Genomic DNA, 12,733 nt, shown 5'->3' on the forward strand with positions numbered 1-12,733 from the left:
CTCCTATAGCAGAGCTACACGACTTGCTATATCGTCGTTAGCGGCGGTCGGCGCGGCCGCCACCGCAACGACGAAGGGAGCGCAGCCATGCGCAGCGCCGTTCTCACCGCACCGGGCAAGCCGCTGGAGATCGTCGAGCGCGACGTGCCCGCGCCCGGCCCCGGCGAGATCCTCGTCCGGGTCACCGCGTGCGGGATGTGCTTCTCCGAGGTCAACCACCTCCACGGCCACTACCCGTTCGGGACGTTCCCGACGGTTCCCGGCCACGAGATCACCGGCGTCGTCGAGGCGCTCGGCGACGGGGTGTACTGGCCCGCGCCCGGCACCCCGGTCGGCGCCGCCTGGATCCACGACTCCTGCGGGCGCTGCGACAACTGCGTCCGCGGCGACCAGATCCTGTGCATCGGCGGCCCGAAGCACGTCACGGGCGTCAACCGGGACGGCGGGTACGCCGAGTACTTCGTCGCCCGCGCCGGGTTCGTCACCCCGCTCCCCGAGGGCCTCGACCCGGTCGCCGCCGCACCGCTGATGTGCGCCGGGATCACCGCGTTCAACGGGCTCCGGCAGGGCGACGCCGCCGCCGGGTCGAAGGTCGCCGTGCTCGGCACCGGCGGCGTCGGGACGCTCGCCGTCCGGTTCGCGACGGCGATCGGCGCCCGCGTCGCCGTCGTGTCCCGGTCGCGGCGCGCCGAGGCGGACGCCCTGGCCCTCGGCGCCGAACTGTACGTCGCGACCGACGAGCAGGACCCGGCCGAGGCCCTGCGGGCCTGGGGCGGCGCGGACCTGATCATGAACACGGCGCCGAGCACCGCGGCGGCGCTGGCCGCGTTCGAGGGGCTGCGCCCGGACGGGACGCTGCTGTTCCTCGGCTTCGACGGCGCCGAGGCGTCGGTGCCGCCCGTCTCGCTCGTCCTGCACCGGCGGCGCGTCATGGGCAGCCCGTCGGGGTCCCCGCACGACCTGCGCGACACCCTCGCGTTCGCCGCCGCGCACGGCATCGTCCCGGACGTCACGCCGATCACGCTCGACGAGGCGCCCGGCGTGCTGGCCGCGATGGACGCGGGCACGCACCGGGGCCGCGCGGTGATCGCCTTCGACCGGCCCTGACGCCCGGCCCGGCCGCCGGGTGCGGCGTCAGGACCGCCAGGGGCGGGCCGCCTCGAACGCGGCGCAGGCCCGCATCACCAGGGCGTCGGCGTGGCGGGCGCCGACGACCTGCAGCCCGACCGGCAGCCCGGCCGCGGTCGTCCCGCACGGGACGCTCGCGGCGGGCTGCTGCGTCATGTTGAACGGGTAGGTGAACGGCGTCCAGCCCGTCCAGCGCGGGGACGGCGACCCGGCCGGGACCTCCACGCCCGCCTCGAACGCCGGGATCGGCATCGTCGGGGTGAGGAGCAGGTCGTAGCGCTCGTGGAACAGGCCCATGATCCGGCCCAGCTCCATCCGGCGGGCGGTCGCGGCGAGGTAGTCCAGCGCCGAGTACCGGGCGCCCTGCTCGCAGATCTCCCGCAGCCCCGGGTCGAGGGCCGCGAACCGCTCGGGCGTCAGATGCTCGACGACCTTGGCGGCCCCGGCGAACCACAGCACCTCGAACTCCGCGACGGGGTCGCCGAAGCCGGGGTCGGCCTCCTCGACCTTCGCGCCCAGCTCGGCGAAAGTCTCGGCGGCCGCCGCGACGAGCGCCGCGACCTCCGGATCGACCGTCGCGAACCCGAGCGCCGGGCTGTAGGCGACGCGCAGGCCGGTCAGGTCCGGCTCCCGCTCCGCCGGGGGAAGCCGGAACGGGGCCGCCGGCGGCGCGAGCGCCGACCAGTCGCGGGCGTCCGGGCCGCACACCGCGTCCAGCAGGAGCTCCGCGTCCCCGACGGTCCGGGTCATCGGCCCGACGTGCGCGAGCGTCCCGAACGGGCTCGCCGGGTAGTGCGGGATCCGCCCGTACGTCGGCTTGATCGTGAACGTGCCGGTGAAGCTGGCCGGGATGCGGACCGAGCCGCCGCCGTCGGTGCCGAGCGCGAGCGGCGCCATGCCCGCCGCGACGGCCGCCGCCGCGCCGCCGGACGACCCGCCGGCCGTCCGCGACGGGTCGGCGGGGTTGCGGGTGACGCCGGTCAGCGGCGAGTCGGTGACGCCCTTCCACGCGAACTCCGGCGTGGTGGTCTTCCCCGCGAACACCGCGCCCTGCGCGCGCAGCCGCGCCACCGACGGGGCGTCTTCGGTCCACGGGCCGGACGGGTCGATCGTCGTGGAGCCGCGCAGCGTCGGCCAGCCCTCGGTGAGCAGCACGTCCTTGATCGAGACCGGCACGCCGTCCAGCGGGCCGAGCGTCGTGCCGCGCCGCCACCGCTCGGCGGACGCCCGCGCCATCCCGAGGGTCGTGTCCGGGTCCACCAGGCAGTACGCGTTGAGGCGCGGATCGTCCCGCTCGATGCGGGCGAGGACGGCCTGCGCCGCCTCCACCGGGGACAGCGCGCCCGCCCGGTACCCCTCGATCAGCTCGGCTGCGGTCAGGTCGGCCGGGTCCGTCATCGTTCTACCCCCTCCGGCCGGCGCGGGGAGCCCGTCCCCACGTAGCCGAGTCGCTTGTCCACGACGTTGCGCAGCGGCCGGCCGGTCGCGAAGCGGTCGAAGTTCTCGACGAACAGCTCGACCAGCTCGTCCCGCCAGCCCACCGTGTCGCCCGACATGTGCGGCGACACGATCACGTTCGGCAGGTCCCACAGCGGGGACTTCTCCGGGAGCGGCTCCTCCTCGAACACGTCGAGGGCCGCGCCCGCGATCCGCCCGTCCCGCAGCGCCGCCACCAGGTCGTCCTGGACGACCAGCGCGCCGCGGCCCACGTTGATGAGCCGCGCCGACGGCCGCATCCGCGCCAGCGCGGCCGCGTCGATCATGCCGCGGGTCTGCGCGGTGAGGGGCGCGGCGAGCACGACGTAGTCGGCCTCGGCGAGCGGCCCGGCCAGCTCGGCGGCGGCGTGCACGTCGCCGAAGTCGGGGTCGCCGGTGCGGGCGGTGCGGCCCGCGCCGCTCACCCGCAACCCGCAGGCGGCCAGCCGCCGCGCGATGGCGCGGCCGATCGGGCCGGTCCCGACGACGAGCGCGCGGCGGCCGGTGATCCGCTCGGTCTCCCGGTGCCGCCAGCGCCGCTCCGCCTGCAACCGGACCGTCCCGTGCAGGTCCTTCGCGAACGACAGCACCAGCCCGAGAACGTACTCGGCGATCGGCTCGTCGAACACGCCTCGCGAGTTGGTGAGGACGGTGTCACTCTCGATCAGCCCCGGGAACATCATCCGGTCGACGCCCGCGCTCGCGATGTGCACCCAGCGCGGCGTCCGGGCGCCGTCCCCCTCCGGCCACGCCGAGGCGAGGGCGTCGGAGAGGAAATCCCAGACGAAGACCACGTCGGCCTCCGGAACGGCGGCGGCGAGGTCGGGTGCGCGCACGTACCGGACGTCCGCCCGGCTCTCCACGTCCGCCATCCCGGACGGCGCGGCGTCCCCCGTCAGCACCGCCACCACGGGCGGTGCACCGGCTGCGGGCGAAGGCTGCTGCATCGGCTCTGCTTTCGGGGTTCCGGGAGTTTACGTGATGGCAACTCGGGGAGGCATTGACACGCTAGGAAGGCTTCGTAGGATTGTCAACAATCAGCGCGGCCGACGATCGGCCCACCGACCGCGCTGATCGTGCTGCAAGACCGTCGCAACCGCTGCCCAAGCATGGCCAGGACGGATCCCAGAGCGCTCTAACGCAAGAGCAAGAGTCCTTTCGGGTGGCGACGCTCTCGCCCACCCCTGTTCCACGGGGAGGCCCGGCATGCCCAAGCTGATGACCATCTCCCTCGAGCGTCGCGGCGTCTCGTGCGTCGCGGAGCTCCTGGAGAAGGACGCGCCGCGCACCTGCGAGGCCGTGTGGCGCGCCCTGCCGCAAGGCGGCGACGCGTACCACGCCAAGTACGCGCGCAACGAGGTCTACACGATGGTCGAGTACTTCTCGGACGAGGAGATCGGCCAGGAGAACCCCACCGTCACCCCCATCCCGGGCGACGTCGTCCTCTTCTCCTTCCCGGGCGGGATGCTCGACCGGAAGTTCAAGGAGGAGAAGAACATCCACGAACTGCCCGGCGTCATCGACCTGGCGATCTTCTACGGCCGCAACAACCTGCTGCTGAACGGGGACGTCGGCTGGGTGCCGGGGAACGTCTACGCGACGATCATCGACGGCCTCGACCGGATGGCCGAGGCGTGCAACGACGTCTGGCGCTCCGGCGGCGTCGGCGAGCGGCTCGTCTACCGCCGGCACGAGGGTTAGAGCGGTGGCCGCGCAGATGACATTCGACCCCACGCTGGTCGTCGGTCCCGAACTGCTCGCCCAGCAGGGGATCGGCGTGGTCGCGCCCTTCGACTTCGCGCTCGACCGCGAGCTGTGGCGCTGGACGCCCGACGACGTGTCGCTGTTCATGACCCGGCTGCCGTACGTGCCCGTCCCGGTGACGGTCGAGATGGCGTCCGCGCTGTCGGACCACTCGATCGTCCGGCAGGCGGTCCGCGACGTGCTGGCGCCCGAACCGCTCGCGGTCGCGTTCGCCTGCGCGTCCGGCAGCTTCATCCGGGGCCGCGCGGGCGAGGAGACCCTGCACGAGACGATGCTGGCGGCGGGCGCGCCCGCGGCGGCGACGACGTCCGGCGCGCTGGTCGAGTCGCTGCGGATGCTGAACGTCCGCCGCGTCGCGGTCGTGACGCCGTACATCGACACGGTCACCGACCGGCTCGTGTCGTTCCTCGGCGAGCACGGCGTGGAGGTGGTGTCGTCGGTGGGGATGGGCCTGCTCAGCCACATCTGGAAGGTCGGCTACGGCGAGGTCGTCAGCGCGGTGTCCGCGGTCGACCGGCCGGACGCCGAGGCCGTGTTCATCAGCTGCACCAACGTGCCGACCTACGACATCATCGCGCCGCTGGAGCAGATGATCGGCAAGCCGGTGCTCACCTCCAACCAGGTCACGATGTGCTCCGCCCTGCGCGCGATGGGCCGGTCCGCGAACGGCGCCGGGCAGTCGCTGGTGCAGTTCGGCAGCCCGACCGCCGCCTGACCCGGAAGACCCTCGAGAGTAGGATTGTCGACAATGTCGCGAACCGAACTGAGCGCCGGTTTCCTCTATCCGGGCCACAGCGCCGAGGACGACTACCCGGCCATCGAGGCCGCCCTCGGCGACGTCCGCCTGCCCGTCGTGCACACGCTGATGCGCGAGGACGCCCACCGCGTGGACGCCCTCCTCGACGTCGGCGGCCCGGACGTCCTCGCCACCGGCGCGAGCAAGCTCCGGGAGCTGGACGTGGCCGCGGCCGTGTGGGCCTGCACCAGCGGCAGTTTCGTCTTCGGCTGGGAAGGCGCCGAACAGCAGGTCGCGGGCGTCGCGCGGGCCGCCGGGATGCCGGCGTCCAGCACGTCGTTCGCCTTCGTGAACGCGGCCCGCGCCCTGGGCCTCACCCGGGTCGCGGTCGCCGCGACCTACCCCGAGGACGTCGCCGAGAAGTTCGGCGACTTCCTCGGGCGCGCCGGCGTGACGGTGGTGTCGCTGTCCTGCAAGGGCATCGTCACCGCCGCCGAGGTCGGCACCCTCGGCCGCGAGGAGGTCCTCGCCTTCGTCGCGGCCAACGATCACCCGGACGCCGAGGCGGTGCTGGTGCCCGACACCGCGCTGCACACCGTGTCCTGGCTCGACGAGCTGGAGGCACGGGTCGGCAAACCGGTCCTTACGGCCAACCAGGTCAGCGTCTGGGAGGGCCTCCGGCTCGCGGGCGGCGCGTCGCCCTCCGGCGGGTTCCGGCCGCGCACCGGCTTCGGCCGGCTGTTCGCCGCGCCCGTTCCCGAAGCGGTTCCCGGACGTCCGGCCTGGAGGCTCTGACGAAAGGTGACCTCCCATGAGCCGATTGGGCGAGCTTGAACCAGTCCCCCGCAAGTCCACGGTGGAACTCGTCTCCGACGAACTCCGTGCCGCGATCATGTACGGCTCGCTCGAGCCGGGCGACCAGCTGGGCGAGGCCGAGCTGGCCGCCCGGCTGGGCATCAGCCGCGGGCCGCTGCGGGAGGCGATGCAGCGGCTCGTCCAGGAGGGCCTGCTGGTCAGCGAGCCGCACCGGGGGCTGTTCGTGATCACGCTGGACGAGGGCGACGTCGAGGACGTGTACCTGGCGCGGCTCGCGATCGAGCGCGCCGCCGGGAAACTGATCATGGAGCGGAACCGGGGCGAGGCCGTCGCCCGGCTCACCGACGCCCTGGAGGGCCTGGTCGAGGCCGCGCGCGAGCGCGACCGCGTGAAGATGAGCGACGCCGACCAGGCCTTCCACGAGGTGCTGGTGAGCGCGTCCGGCAGCCAGCGGCTCGAGCGGATGGCGCACACCCTGCTCGTCGAGACGCGGATGTGCCTCAACGCCCTCCAGGACACCTACCCCGAGCCGGACGACCTCGTCGAGGAGCACCGGCGCATCGTCGACGCCATCGGCGACGGGGAGGAGGAGCGGCTGCTGCGCCTCATCGAGGAGCACATGACCGACTCCATCGAGAGGCTGCGCAAGGAAACCGGGTAAAGACTGGCCCCACGGCCACATTCATGGCCCCTCCCCCTCCGCCCGGAGGGGTGCGGTGGCCTAGGCTGTCGATTGTCGACAATCTACCGAGAGGGGCTCCGATGGCGACGCTGTCACCTCTGCTGAAGCAGGCGACCCCCGTCCTGGCCGAGCGCGGCGAGGGCGTGTACCTCTACGACGGCGACGGCCGCCGGTACCTGGACTTCACCGCGGGCATCGGCGTCACCAACACCGGCCACTGCCACCCGCGCGTGGTCGCGGCCGCCCAGGAGCAGGTGGCCACGCTGATCCACGGGCAGTACACGACGGTCATGCACCGGCCGCTCCTGCGCCTCGTCGAGGCGCTCGGCGACGTCCTGCCGTCCGGTCTCGACTCGGTGTTCTTCCTCAACTCCGGCAGCGAGGCCGTCGAGGCGTCCATCCGGCTCGCCCGGCACGCCACCGGACGGCAGAACATCGTCGTCTTCCACGGCTCGTTCCACGGCCGCACCATGGGCGCCGCCGCGCTCACCACCGCCGGCACCAAGTTCCGCGCCGGGATCGGCCCGCTGATGCCCGGCGCCGTCGTGGCCCCGTTCCCGCAGGCCTACCGGTACGGGTGGGACGAGGACGAGGCCGTCCGGTTCGCGCTCCGCGAGCTCGACTACGTCCTCGCGACGACCTCGCCCGCCGCCGACACCGCCGCGTTCGTCGTCGAGCCGGTCCTCGGCGAGGGCGGCTACATCCCGGCGCCGCCCGCGTTCCTAGAGGGGCTCCGCGAGCGGGCCGACCGGCACGGCGCGCTCCTCATCGTCGACGAGGTCCAGACCGGCTACGGCCGCACCGGGAAGTTCTGGGGCCACGAGCACAGCGCCATGCGCCCCGACGTCCTCATCACCGCGAAGGGCCTGGCCAGCGGCTTCCCGCTCTCGGCGATCGCCGCGCCCGCCGCGATCATGGAGAAGGCGTGGCCGGGCTCGCAGGGCGGCACCTACGGCGGCAACGCGGTGTCGTGCGCCGCCGCGCTCGCGACCCTGGAGGTCATCCGCGACGAGGACCTCGTCGCCAACGCGGCCCGCCTCGGCGCCCGGCTGAACGACGGCCTGCGCAAGGTCGCCGCCGACCACCCGGTCATCGGCGACGTCCGCGGCCTCGGCCTCATGCAGGCCGGCGAGTTCACCACCGCCGACGGCGAGCCCGACGCCGCGACCGCCCAGCGCGCCCACCGCGCCGCCGCCGACCGCGGCCTCCTGCTGCTGACGTGCGGCGCGCACGGCAACGTCGTCCGGCTGATCCCGCCGCTGGTGGTGAACGAGGAGCAGATCGACGACGCCCTCGCCGTCTGGGCCGACGCGGTCGCCGAGGCGACCGCCTGACCCACCGCCCCGAACGCCCCGCGAGGCCCCGGCCCCGCGGGGCGTTCGCACGCCCGGGCCGCCGCGCCGGCCGCGAAAACCCGTGGCGGCGCCGTCCCGCGGACCCCGATGATGCGTCCATCGAGGAGGACGCATGACGGTGTTCGCGTGCGCCGGGTGCGGCGCCGTCCTGACCGCGCCGCTGTCGGAGGTCGCGCTTCCCGTTCTCGCGCACGGCCGCTACGGCCATGACCTCCTCCCCGCGCTCATGGACCCGGGCACCTACGCGGTGGACCCCGAGCCCTCCGGGCCTCCGTGGCGGCGCTGGAGCGAGATCGACCCGGACGAGGCGGCGGCGCGCGGCGTGTACGCCCCGGTGCCCGCCCTGTCCTTCGGCCCGCCGGGCGCGGTGGTGATCGCGCCGGGCGACGTCCGCGGCACCGTGCTGATCCCCGACAGGTGCGACGGCTACTGCCTGGGACTGGACGGCCGGGACGGCCCGAACCTCGCGTGCGCCGGGTGCGAACTGGCGGTGGCGACGCGGATCGACGACTGCTCGTTCTGGCAGGCGATCCGGCTCGATCCACGGACGGTGCGCCGGCTGCCCGGCGTTCGTCCGGCTGCCCCGGTCGCCGGATGGGAGGCGCTGTCCGGGGAGTACGCGGGGACGCCGCCGGTCGAACCGCCGGGGTTCTGGAGCCCGCTGTGGGAGGCGGCGGTGGGCGCTGCGCTGGCCCGCCTGCCGGCGGCCTCGACCGGTGCGCCGGTGACCGTCCCGGACGGGCCGATCGCCGACGCGTTCCGCCACGCCCTCGACACGCTGCTCCCGCGGGACGTCCGGCCGAAGACCCTCGCCCTGGCCGGGCCGGGGCTCCCCGGCCCCGACGGCGACATCGCCTTGGTGCCGGCGCACCCGCGGACGGGCGCGATCTGGGAGCCGCCCGGGACGCCGGATGCGGTGCCGCTGGACTTTCGCGTGTGGCGGTATCTGGCGTTCGGGGACGACCGGGTGCCCGTGCCCGTCACGGGCGGGCTGCCGGACGGCGTCCGCCGCGACGAGTCGCCGCCGCTGCTGCCCGGATGGCCGTTCCGGCCCGATCGGGAGGTCTTCCTCCGCACGCTGGCGCGGCTGCCCGAGGTTCGCCGTCCGTGGCTGCGACGGATCTACGACCGGATGCGCGAACACCCGTACGGCCATCCCTTCTGAGGCGAGCGAGGTCCGCCCGCCCGGGGGCGGAGCGACTACGCGCGTTAGGCCCCGTTCCGCGCGGGCATGGGACGCGGCGGGGAGGGAGCATGGGTACTCGACCACCGGGCGGGCAAGGGGATCGGGTCGACCCGTCGGAGTTCCCGCGTCGGGAGCCGGGGCCGATCAACGTGCAGCGGTACCGGCACGTTCCCGCGTACTCGGGGATCGCGACGTTCCTCGGCCTGCCCCTGTGCCTGACGCCCGAAGACCTGCGGGCCGGCGGCGTGGACGTCGCCGTGGTGGGCGCCCCGGTCGACATGGGGACCGGGCACCGCGGGGCGGCGTTCGGGCCGCGGGCGATCCGCTCGAGCGAGTGGATCATGGCGCACACGCCGGCGGCGCTGATGGAGTCCGACACCAGGACCAACCCGTTCGACGAGCTCACGGTCGTCGACTACGGCGACGCGGCCGTCGACCCGCTGAGCGTGGACGCGTCCATGGAGCCGATCCGCGGCGTCGTCCGGGAGATCGCCGAGACCGGGGCCGTGCCCGTCGTCCTGGGCGGGGACCACTCCATCCTGTGGCCGGACGCCGCGGCGATCGCCGACGTCCACGGTCCGGGCTCGGTGGGGGTCGTCCACTTCGACGCGCACGCCGACTGCGCCGAGTCCGTGCACGGGCACCTCGCCTCCCACGCGACGCCCATCCGGCGGCTCATCGAGGACGAGCACGTCCCGGGCCGCAACTTCGTGCAGGTGGGGCTCCGGTCGGTGCTCATGCCGGACGACGAGCTGCTGGCGTGGATGCGCGCGCACGGCATGCGGTCGCACTTCATGGCGGAGATCGACCGGATCGGCTTCGCCGCCGTCCTGGAGAAGGCGATCGCCGAGGCGCTGGACGGCCCCGAGCACCTGTACCTGTCGATCGACATCGACGTGCTCGACCCGGCGTACGCGCCGGGCACGGGGACGCCCGAACCGCCCGGCCTGACCCCGCGCGAGCTGCTGCCCGCGCTGCGCCGCATCTGCCACGAGACCCCGGTGGCCGGCATCGAGGTCGTGGAGGTGGCGCCGTACCTGGACCCGGGCAACACCACCGCGATGAACGCCCGCAAGGCGATCTTCGAGTGCCTCACCGGGCTGGCGCTGCGCAGGAAGGGCGTCCCGGGCCCGGCGTACCTGGACCCGATCGCCGCCGGGCTCGACGAGCCGTCCTGAGCGAAACCGGTTGCGGGAACGCCCGCGACTTGATCAACTCGTCCCTCGTGCGTACGTACCGGGAACTGTTCCGCTCGCCTGAATTCACGCCCCTGTTCGCGGTCTCGTCGGCGCAGTCCGCCGCGCTGACGGTCGGCGGGCTGGCGCTGAGCGTGCTCGTCTACGAGTCCACCGGGTCGCCGCTGCTGGCGGCGCTCGGCATGTTCGGTCCGGCGTTCGCGCACGTGGTGGGGGCCGTGGCGCTGCTGTCGGCGGCGGACCGGCTGCCGCCCCGGGGCGCGCTGGCCTGGCTGCTGGCGGTGTCCGGCCTCGGCACCGCCGCGCTGGCGCTCCCGGGGGCGCCGCTGTGGGCGGTGTTCGCCGTGGTGCTCGGGCTCGGCCTGATCGGCGCGGTGCTCAGCGGCGTCCGGTACGGGCTGCTCAGCCAGATCCTGCCGCCGGACGGGTACCTGATCGGACGATCGGTGCTGAACGCGGCGAACGGGGTCATGCAGATCGCGGGGTTCGCGCTGGGCGGCGTCCTGGTGGCGGCGATCTCGGCGCGGGGCGCGCTGCTCGCGGCGGCGGGGCTGAACCTGCTGGCGGCGGCCGTCGCCCTGGCGCGGCTCGCGGCCCGGGCGCCGCGCGCGCAGGGGCGGCCGTCGGTCGCCGAGACGTGGCGGGGCAACGCGATGCTGTGGTCGTCGCGGCCCCGGCGCTACGCGTACCTGGCGATGTGGCTGCCGAACGGGCTGATCGTGGGGTGCGAGGCGGTGCTCGTCCCCTTCTCGCCCGAGCACGCGGGGTGGCTGCTGGCGCTCACGGCCGTGGGGATGCTGGCGGGCGACATCCTGACGGGACGGTTCGTGCCGCAGGCGTGGCGGGCCCGGCTGGCGGTGCCGCTGCTGCTCCTGCTGGGCGTGCCGTACCTGGTGTTCGCGCTCGACCCGGCCGTCGCGGTGGCGGGCGCCGCCGTGCTGGTCGCGTCGGTCGGGTACGGGTCCACGCTGCTGATCCAGGACCGGCTGCTGGCGCTCACGCCGGACGACGTCCACGGGCAGGCGCTCGGCCTGCACTCCTCGGGGATGATGACCCTGCAGGGCGTCAGCGCGACGCTGGCCGGGACGATCGCCGAGTTCACGTCTCCCGCGACCGCGATGGCCGTCCTGGCGGCGGCCTCGATCGCGACCACGCTGGCCCTGGCGCCCGGCCTGCGGGCCCCGGTGCCCGCCGCCGGCTGACGCCTGTTAGATTCCGAGTCCAGTTCTACCGGCTGGAGGCGCGATGAGCATCTGGAACACCCCCGAACGCACGGCGCTGCGCGAGCTCGTCCGCGACTTCACCGCCAAGGAGATCGTCCCGCACCTGGCCGAGTGGGAGGACGCCGGGGAGCTGCCGCGCGACCTGCACGCGCGGGCCGCCGGGGCGGGGCTGCTCGGCGCCGGGTTCCCGGAGGCGGCGGGCGGGTCGGGCGGGGACGTCCTCGACCCGCTGGTGGTGACGGAGGAGATCATCGCGTCGGGCGGGTCGAGCGGGCTCGTCGCGTCCCTGTTCACGCACGGGATCGCGCTGCCGCACATCATCGCGTCCGGGAACGGGGACCTCATCGGACGGTTCGCGCGGCCGGTGCTGGCCGGGGAGATGATCGGCGCGCTCGGCATCACCGAACCCGGCACCGGCTCGGACGTCGCGGGCATCCGGACGACGGCGGTGCGCGACGGCGACGCGTACGTGGTGAACGGGGCGAAGCTGTTCATCACCTCCGGGGTGCGGGCCGACTTCGTCACCACGGCCGTCCGGACCGGCGGGCCGGGTTTCGAGGGCATCTCGCTGCTGGTGATCGAGAAGGGCTCGCCCGGGTTCGGGGTGTCGAGGCCGCTGCGCAAGATGGGGTGGCTCTGCTCCGACACGGCCGAGCTGTCGTTCGACGACGTGCGCGTCCCGGCGGCGAACCTCGTGGGCGCGGAGAACGGCGGGTTCCTGCAGATCGTGCAGAACTTCGTCGCCGAACGGCTGTCGCTGGCCGTGCAGGCGTACGCGACCGCGCAGCGCTGCCTCGACCTGACGCTCGGCTGGGTGCGCGAGCGCGAGACGTTCGGCCGTCCGCTGTCGTCGCGGCAGCTCGTCCGGCACAAGATCGCCGAGATGGCGCGGCAGGTCGAGGTGGCCCGCGCGTACACGCGCTCGGTCGCCGAACGGTACGCGGCGGGCGAGGACGTCCTGACCGAGACGGCGTACGCGAAGAACACGGCCGTCTACGCGTGCGAGCACGTCGTGCACGAGGCCGTCCAGCTGCACGGCGGCATGGGCTACATGCGCGAGTCGGAGGTCGAGCGGCACTACCGGGACGCGCGCATCCTCGGCATCGGCGGCGGCACGAACGAGATCATGAACGAGATCGTGGCGAAGCGCCTCGGGCTCTGACCCGGCCGC

At 74.1% G+C, this 12,733-nt stretch carries 12 protein-coding genes; 10 read left to right on the top strand and 2 right to left on the bottom strand.

From position 1 onward, the window contains the following. Window positions 1-87: 87 nt before the first annotated feature. Complete coding sequence (locus AB0L25_RS28405; protein ID WP_500175776.1) at window positions 88-1,107, top strand: alcohol dehydrogenase catalytic domain-containing protein; 1,020 nt, start codon at window positions 88-90, stop codon at window positions 1,105-1,107. Between the two features lie 27 nt (window positions 1,108-1,134). Here the strand turns inward: AB0L25_RS28405 and AB0L25_RS28410 are convergent, their stop codons facing one another. Together AB0L25_RS28410 and AB0L25_RS28415 are read right to left on the bottom strand one after the other, a co-directional pair. After that, window positions 1,135-2,526 carry an amidase gene (locus AB0L25_RS28410; protein WP_500175777.1) on the bottom strand — a complete coding sequence of 464 codons (1,392 nt, stop codon included), beginning with the start codon at window positions 2,524-2,526 and terminating at the stop codon, window positions 1,135-1,137. Beyond that, on the bottom strand, window positions 2,523-3,551 hold the full coding sequence (locus tag AB0L25_RS28415; protein WP_500175778.1) for a D-2-hydroxyacid dehydrogenase: 1,029 nt from the start codon (window positions 3,549-3,551) through the stop codon (window positions 2,523-2,525). The genes AB0L25_RS28410 and AB0L25_RS28415 overlap by 4 nt, the downstream gene beginning before the upstream one ends. A gap of 271 nt (window positions 3,552-3,822) precedes the next feature. Here AB0L25_RS28415 and AB0L25_RS28420 point away from each other — a divergent pair, with 271 nt between their 5' ends. The 9 genes from AB0L25_RS28420 to AB0L25_RS28460 all read left to right on the top strand — a co-directional run bounded on the left by AB0L25_RS28420 (window position 3,823) and on the right by AB0L25_RS28460 (window position 12,724). Beyond that, complete coding sequence (locus AB0L25_RS28420) at window positions 3,823-4,305, top strand: DUF3830 family protein (protein WP_500175833.1); 483 nt, start codon at window positions 3,823-3,825, stop codon at window positions 4,303-4,305. Window positions 4,306-4,321: 16 nt separating this feature from the next. Further along, window positions 4,322-5,083 (top strand): maleate cis-trans isomerase family protein, encoded by a 762-nt coding sequence (locus AB0L25_RS28425; protein ID WP_500175779.1) that lies wholly within the window; start codon window positions 4,322-4,324, stop codon window positions 5,081-5,083. 33 nt (window positions 5,084-5,116) lie between these two features. Further along, window positions 5,117-5,899: a maleate cis-trans isomerase family protein gene (locus tag AB0L25_RS28430; RefSeq protein ID WP_500175780.1), complete on the top strand. Its 783-nt coding sequence runs from the start codon at window positions 5,117-5,119 to the stop codon at window positions 5,897-5,899. A 16-nt stretch (window positions 5,900-5,915) separates the two neighbouring features. Continuing rightward, window positions 5,916-6,581: a GntR family transcriptional regulator gene (locus tag AB0L25_RS28435; RefSeq protein WP_500175781.1), complete on the top strand. Its 666-nt coding sequence runs from the start codon at window positions 5,916-5,918 to the stop codon at window positions 6,579-6,581. Between the two features lie 101 nt (window positions 6,582-6,682). Next, window positions 6,683-7,936, top strand: coding sequence for an aspartate aminotransferase family protein (locus AB0L25_RS28440; RefSeq protein WP_500175782.1), 1,254 nt, complete (start codon window positions 6,683-6,685; stop codon window positions 7,934-7,936). Between the two features lie 133 nt (window positions 7,937-8,069). After that, window positions 8,070-9,122: a hypothetical protein gene (locus AB0L25_RS28445; protein WP_500175783.1), complete on the top strand. Its 1,053-nt coding sequence runs from the start codon at window positions 8,070-8,072 to the stop codon at window positions 9,120-9,122. A gap of 89 nt (window positions 9,123-9,211) precedes the next feature. Continuing rightward, window positions 9,212-10,321: an agmatinase family protein gene (locus AB0L25_RS28450; RefSeq protein ID WP_500175784.1), complete on the top strand. Its 1,110-nt coding sequence runs from the start codon at window positions 9,212-9,214 to the stop codon at window positions 10,319-10,321. A gap of 29 nt (window positions 10,322-10,350) precedes the next feature. Next, entirely contained in the window at window positions 10,351-11,541 is a 1,191-nt protein-coding gene (locus AB0L25_RS28455; protein ID WP_500175785.1) for an MFS transporter, read from the top strand. Between the two features lie 43 nt (window positions 11,542-11,584). Next, window positions 11,585-12,724 (top strand): acyl-CoA dehydrogenase family protein, encoded by a 1,140-nt coding sequence (locus tag AB0L25_RS28460; RefSeq protein ID WP_500175786.1) that lies wholly within the window; start codon window positions 11,585-11,587, stop codon window positions 12,722-12,724. Window positions 12,725-12,733: the final 9 nt, after the last annotated feature.

The sequence above is a fragment of the Spirillospora sp. NPDC052242 genome, from assembly GCF_040679555.1.
GTDB lineage: Bacteria > Actinomycetota > Actinomycetes > Streptosporangiales > Streptosporangiaceae > Spirillospora.

What these genes read in the sequence shown, in the direction of transcription:
- AB0L25_RS28445 (WP_500175783.1), top strand. Translation starts at nt 8,070, where the DNA reads ATGACGGTGTTCGCGTGCGCCGGGTGCGGCGCCGTCCTGACCGCGCCG.
- AB0L25_RS28410 (WP_500175777.1), bottom strand. Translation starts at nt 2,526, where the DNA reads ATGACGGACCCGGCCGACCTGACCGCAGCCGAGCTGATCGAGGGGTAC.
- AB0L25_RS28425 (WP_500175779.1), top strand. Translation starts at nt 4,322, where the DNA reads ATGACATTCGACCCCACGCTGGTCGTCGGTCCCGAACTGCTCGCCCAG.
- AB0L25_RS28440 (WP_500175782.1), top strand. Translation starts at nt 6,683, where the DNA reads ATGGCGACGCTGTCACCTCTGCTGAAGCAGGCGACCCCCGTCCTGGCC.
- AB0L25_RS28405 (WP_500175776.1), top strand. Translation starts at nt 88, where the DNA reads ATGCGCAGCGCCGTTCTCACCGCACCGGGCAAGCCGCTGGAGATCGTC.
- AB0L25_RS28415 (WP_500175778.1), bottom strand. Translation starts at nt 3,551, where the DNA reads ATGCAGCAGCCTTCGCCCGCAGCCGGTGCACCGCCCGTGGTGGCGGTG.
- AB0L25_RS28460 (WP_500175786.1), top strand. Translation starts at nt 11,585, where the DNA reads ATGAGCATCTGGAACACCCCCGAACGCACGGCGCTGCGCGAGCTCGTC.
- AB0L25_RS28430 (WP_500175780.1), top strand. Translation starts at nt 5,117, where the DNA reads ATGTCGCGAACCGAACTGAGCGCCGGTTTCCTCTATCCGGGCCACAGC.
- AB0L25_RS28435 (WP_500175781.1), top strand. Translation starts at nt 5,916, where the DNA reads ATGAGCCGATTGGGCGAGCTTGAACCAGTCCCCCGCAAGTCCACGGTG.
- AB0L25_RS28450 (WP_500175784.1), top strand. Translation starts at nt 9,212, where the DNA reads ATGGGTACTCGACCACCGGGCGGGCAAGGGGATCGGGTCGACCCGTCG.
- AB0L25_RS28420 (WP_500175833.1), top strand. Translation starts at nt 3,823, where the DNA reads ATGACCATCTCCCTCGAGCGTCGCGGCGTCTCGTGCGTCGCGGAGCTC.